Annotated in this window: 3 protein-coding genes; 1 reads left to right on the top strand and 2 read right to left on the bottom strand. The window is 41.4% G+C overall.

Annotated features, from left to right (window positions below):
* A partial coding sequence (locus F6K37_RS31150; protein ID WP_287254410.1) for a hypothetical protein occupies positions 1-1,703 on the bottom strand: 1,703 nt, incomplete at its 3' end.
* Positions 1,704-1,925: 222 nt separating this feature from the next.
* On the opposite strand from F6K37_RS31150, the gene F6K37_RS31145 reads away from it, so the two are divergent.
* The gene (locus F6K37_RS31145; RefSeq protein WP_287254409.1) at positions 1,926-3,581 is read left to right on the top strand and encodes a glycosyltransferase family 39 protein; all 1,656 of its coding nucleotides are present in this window, start codon (positions 1,926-1,928) and stop codon (positions 3,579-3,581) included.
* A gap of 68 nt (positions 3,582-3,649) precedes the next feature.
* On the opposite strand, the gene F6K37_RS31140 is transcribed toward F6K37_RS31145, so the two are convergent.
* Complete coding sequence (locus F6K37_RS31140; protein ID WP_008189500.1) at positions 3,650-5,254, bottom strand: glycosyltransferase family 39 protein; 1,605 nt, start codon at positions 5,252-5,254, stop codon at positions 3,650-3,652.
* Positions 5,255-5,476: the final 222 nt, after the last annotated feature.

The raw sequence follows: 5,476 nt of genomic DNA, 5'->3' as shown, positions 1-5,476 counted from the left end.
GTTATCGCTATACATTCGGTATCCAAAACCACAACCTTCTCTGTCTCGAAAACAGAACAGGAATCGATTACGTTAACAATTGCCGGAACAATGGCTTGTTTGAGTCGAGCTTGAGCTTCTGCTGCTACTGGTTGATACTGCATAATCCAGCGATTTTCAGCTATATATTGGGGATTAAATGCTTTCTTATCTAACAACCAAAAATCAATTTTGTACTGCCTAATAAACTGTTTAACTTCAGCTAAGTTTGGACTGTACTGGGCTTGAATTAAATCAATCGCTCTGTTGCGAAATTGGTTGTAATAGTTAGTATGATAGGGAATACCGTATTCTCTACTGACTAAGATTGACCGTCCAGAAAAGGTTGGCAAGAAATCGGCTTCCTTTGATAGTGAGGCAATTAGGATATCCTTTGATTGTTTAGCAAAGAATTCATAGAGGCCATGTTGCCTCCCAAGCTCATAGTTGGTTTTGGGGAAATTATGGAAACCAAGAGGAGACAAGATTAGAGCCATTCCCACGAGTGTAACGATCGCTCGTCCCAACACTGGTTTCCCTGGAATTAGAGGGAAGGCTACCGTCTGGCAAGCTTGAATAATAGCATCAAGTAATAGAGTTATAGCGATCGCAGCAGCTAAGACTAGCACAATTCGCAGACTATGCTTACTGTAACGGCTGGGTAGATGCAGTCGGAAAAGGACACCATGAGCCATAACGAACATGCCAACGGATACTAGAGCCAGTTGAGTCAGGAGTACCGTTTCCCCTTTGACTTTCTTCACTAACGGTAGCCATGAGGGAAATCGTAACAGGATAGGCAATAGTAAACCAGCACAGACAGCTATAGGTAAACGCTTTCTTCGGGGAAATAGACCACTGCGAGCATCTTCCAACCAGAAATGCCATGGGTTGTGATCGAAAAAGGCAACTCGCCCTCCTGGTTGGAATTCTGGCATTGTTTTGGCTTGCTGTGCGCTGATAATTGGACCATAGTCAGAAGTGGTCAAAGCATAGGGCAACAGGACGATGAATGCCACACCTAACCCAGCTGCACAAAACCAATAGTCATTCTTCTGGGAGGATAGTCTGATTTTACCCTCTCGCCAACGCAACAGTTTCAGCACCAGGACGCCACAACACAGGAAAACGCACTGAGGATAAAATAAACCCTGGAGGGTGATCACTACTAGACAGGGGATCAATGAGCGCCGTGATAGGTAGTATAAAAATGCTAGCAGCAGGGGATAAATGAACGCCCTAGGGGTTGCTGATACTAAATCATCGAGCATCCATAGGGTTTGATTTAGGAGCAAAGACGCAATAAATCCTGCGGCTGGGATGGGCAGCATTTGTAGACAAAGCCCGAAACAGTAACTAGTGGTAATCAACCCTAGCACCATCGGTAGTAGTTTATTCAATAAGAGGGGATTAATCCCAACAAATGCTATCAGCCGATAGAGGGTAGTATAGCCAGCAGGTGCTACAGATTGGAAGTAATTGGCAATCAGATCATCGGGAAATAAGCTGGGATCAAAAAACCGTTGCATCCAAAATACATGCTGTCTGGCATCATCTTGTACAATGTATTGATTACTAAAGGCTTCTTCGAGGGCAATCAGGCTGTAAACCATAGCAAATGCTAGGCTCAAGCTAAACCAAAATATTACTTGGTTTTTAGGGGGATTCGAGGCTGGGGGATTCATACTTTTTTGTGTTTGGGTAGAGATACTTAAAATGGGATAATGGAGTGACGATTATCGGTAAGTTTCTAGATTAAGTATTATTGTTAACAGTGAAATATTATCGTTAACAGTAATCAGGAAACGGTCAATAAAAAGCGATCAAGTACAATATCCAAATTAAACGAATACGAATCAATTACCTTTGTACTTTCCTGTATACTTTTCGGTGTACTTTTTTGTGTGATGGAAACCAAAAGATTAAAGCTAGGGAAATTACCTCAACCTCCCTTGCGACTATTATGCATTACCCTACTGCTCTTAGGTATAGTCTTTCGCTTAGCCAATCTCGACAGCAAAGTCTACTGGGGGGATGAAACTTTCAGCTCCTCTAGAATTGCTGGCTATTCAGCGGAAGAAATTATCGGGGATATCTACACAGGTCAAGTGATTAGCGCTACAGAATTACAAAAATACCAGACCCCTAATTCTGAGCGTAGCCTCGCCAATACCTTACGAATTATAGGGGAAGAAGCGCCACAACACCCGCCAGTTTACTATATTTTAGCCCGATTCTGGGAACAATGGCTTGGTAATTCCCTAGCACTCAAGCGCACTTTACCTGCTTTGATTAGCTTGCTGGGATTACCCTGCCTCTACTGGTTGTGCTTAGAACTATTTGGGACATCCTTGACCCGATGGCTTGCCGTGTCCCTATTCGCTGTTTCACCAATCCATATTTTGTATGCCCAGGAAGTTCGGGAATATAGTCTGTGGACTGTGAGTGTCTTGCTATCGAGTGCTTCCCTATTACGAGCGATGCGAGTCAACAGTAGGGTGAGTTGGTGCATTTATGCCCTTTCTGTAGCGCTATCTTTCTACTCTCATTTATTTTCAGCACCGATTATCCTAGGTCACGGCATTTATGTCCTGATCATCGCAGGTTGGCAAAGGCGTCAACAAGTAATTGCTTACATCTCAGCGGTCACAGCAGCACTGCTGATATTTTCACCTTGGTTAGCTGTTTTCTTGGAAAACGAACCCAGAGCTAGCAAGGAATGGGGATGGGTGATTAAAGAATTACCCCCCCTGGATCTGGGTCGATATTGGCTGAAGAATCTACTCTACGGCTTTTTTGATGTACCCCTAGGGAAGGAGTACCCGTTTGACCTAACCTTTAGCTACACCCAGCCTAGAACTTACCTAGTGCTACCAATTGTGGGGCTAGTGATTTATGGGCTATATTTTCTCTGTCGCTATACTCCAAAACAAGTTTGGCTATTTGTTTTGCTCCTGATGGGATTTACTAGTCTACCCCTAGTGCTACCAGATGTGATTTCAGGAGGCATGCGCTCAACGATTGCTCGATATCAACTCCCAACCTACATCGGGATTCAACTCACTATTTCCTATTTACTCTCCACGAAACTCAGTAAGTTTTCGATTGGTATTTGGCAAAAACGTTTATGGCGATTGACTACAGTTATATTAGTCTCTTGTGGTGTGATCTCTGGTGTGCTGATTGTTCAAGCTGAAACCTGGTGGACGAAGTACAGTGATTACTATAATGCAGACGTTGCTAATATTATTAATCAGTCTCCTGCTCCCCTTGTACTAAGCGATAGTACTCACAATCGAATTCTATCCCTGAGCCATAAGCTTGACCCCAAGGTTCAATTACAACTCATCAAAAAAATCAAAAACGTTTCAGAAATACCTGAAGAAAAATTACCAAAAGTATCAGCTGAATTTACTGATATTTTTGTATTGGAAAATATTCCATCACCATCATTGCTACGCCCCAGTATGGAAAAACATAATAACTATAAGTTCAATCTGATATACGAAGGAAATATTGGCTTTAAAAAACGAAAAGTTCTGTTGTGGAAAAAAAATGATTAGATTGATTAGTCATTAGTCATGAGTGATTGGTCATTGGTCAAGTTGGTTTGACCTTTTGACTTTTGGTTTCACTGCACTAGCTTCCAGAGATGCTTGCGTTTATGAGCTGGTTTAACGTCATAGGGTGACTCATGTTCAAATTTTTGTCGCAGTTTTGGAGAAGGTCTATATAAGAAGACGTCACTGAAACTGGAAAAAACTGTTGGAGAATCCTTAGTTTTGATTAACTGTAAGGTCACGTTTGGCTCAAGTAAATAACTCAGAGACACTAATCGCATGATATCACTACTAATCACCAAGGGACGATTGGCTTCATTAATAATATGAGCTTCCTCAGGAGTGTAATAGTTACTGTATTTATGCCACCACGTTTCTGCTTGAGAACTAATGGCACAAGAAAGCACACCTGCTGAAATAACTGTAATAGCAACTAATCGCCATAGTTGTTGTCCTTTTATTGTATTAGCATTTAGGGGATTAATTTTTTTAGCAAGGAGGTAAGCAACAGCAAGTTGTATACCCAAGTAACAAGGAATAAAATAGCGAGCCATGCTGGAACGCTGTCCTCCTAAAATTAAATCTTGAGCAATGGGAAACATTCCGACAACGGCGATCATAGTCAAGATAAATAACCAAACCCGCTGCTGACTATGACGAAACATAAAATATATAGAATAGCCTACGATAATTACAATCAGGATATCGAAGTAAATGAGTAAATGGTCGTAGTTAAACTTTAGGTCTCGACCTGATCGCACATCAAATAAGGGATTGTTATAGCCAATCTGGATATCGAAAAACACAGAACTAAGATTGATAAGCCAGCGGGTGATAAGTTTACCGAGTGGAGTCTCTTTATCCGCCCAATCCCCCAATTCAATACCGTTTTCAATGACCAATCTTAACCAAGGAATAAAGGCGATAATCCCGAAAAGCGAAGCTAATTCATACCTAACGACTTGTTTACTAAAACGAAATTTTTCGGTGAAAATAACATAGATACCATGTCCAATAAAAACTAATCCAGAAAGCAAATAGCTGTACAGATTTAGAGAAACTGTTATGGCATAGATAACCCAACTCATCAGTGTGCTAAGACGCATCGCCCTCAGCAAGGCTATGCTGGAAAGCAATGTGGTCAATGTCCACAAGCTATATTGTCGAGCTTCCTGGGCATACAACACATGGAATGGAGAGACACACAGCAATGCGATCGCAATCCATCCCGTTAAGGGAGACTCGAACAACTCCAAACAAAGCCAATAAATGCACGGCAAAGTCAACAGACTAATCAAGGCAGGTAAACTTCTCATCACCGTTACGGAATAACCGAACAATTTTGCCCAAAAGTGAGCCATCACAAAATATAACGGTGAATGTTGTGGCTCATGTAACGCTAACCCTTGGATCGTGTCACCTACATCTTTGTTATCATTAGGACGCTGATACTGCTGTAAATCTTTAACATTAATTTGACGACCATCAATTTCTTCGATAATTTCTGCTTTGGTATAGCCAGAAATTCGCAAGGATGTATAGGCTTCATCAATCCAATAGACTTTTTTGTCAATATTGACTAATCGAAAAACTATCCCCAGGAGTAAGATAATAAGAATTAAATACTTAGACCATTGACCAGATGTAGGTCGATGAAATTTTAGATGATTTCCCATGACTTATCGGGGTAGGGGTTATTAATTGGTGGCCTTTGAGCAGAGGTTAAGGATTGGATAAGCTTTGGGAAAATTAAGTTAGCCGTTTCAGGCAACACCAAATAGTAAAGCTTACCCCTCAGCAGCAGTATGGCAAGACTAAATTCATGGCCAGCACTTTCAAACCGTAGCCGAATCGTGATTTAAGACTGAAACTTGGAATTTAGGCAAGGGAGCAGTGAA

Source organism: Moorena sp. SIO4E2, from assembly GCF_010671945.1.
Classification (GTDB): Bacteria; Cyanobacteriota; Cyanobacteriia; order Cyanobacteriales; family Coleofasciculaceae; genus Moorena; species Moorena producens.
This window is presented reverse-complemented; position numbering and strand designations above follow the sequence as displayed.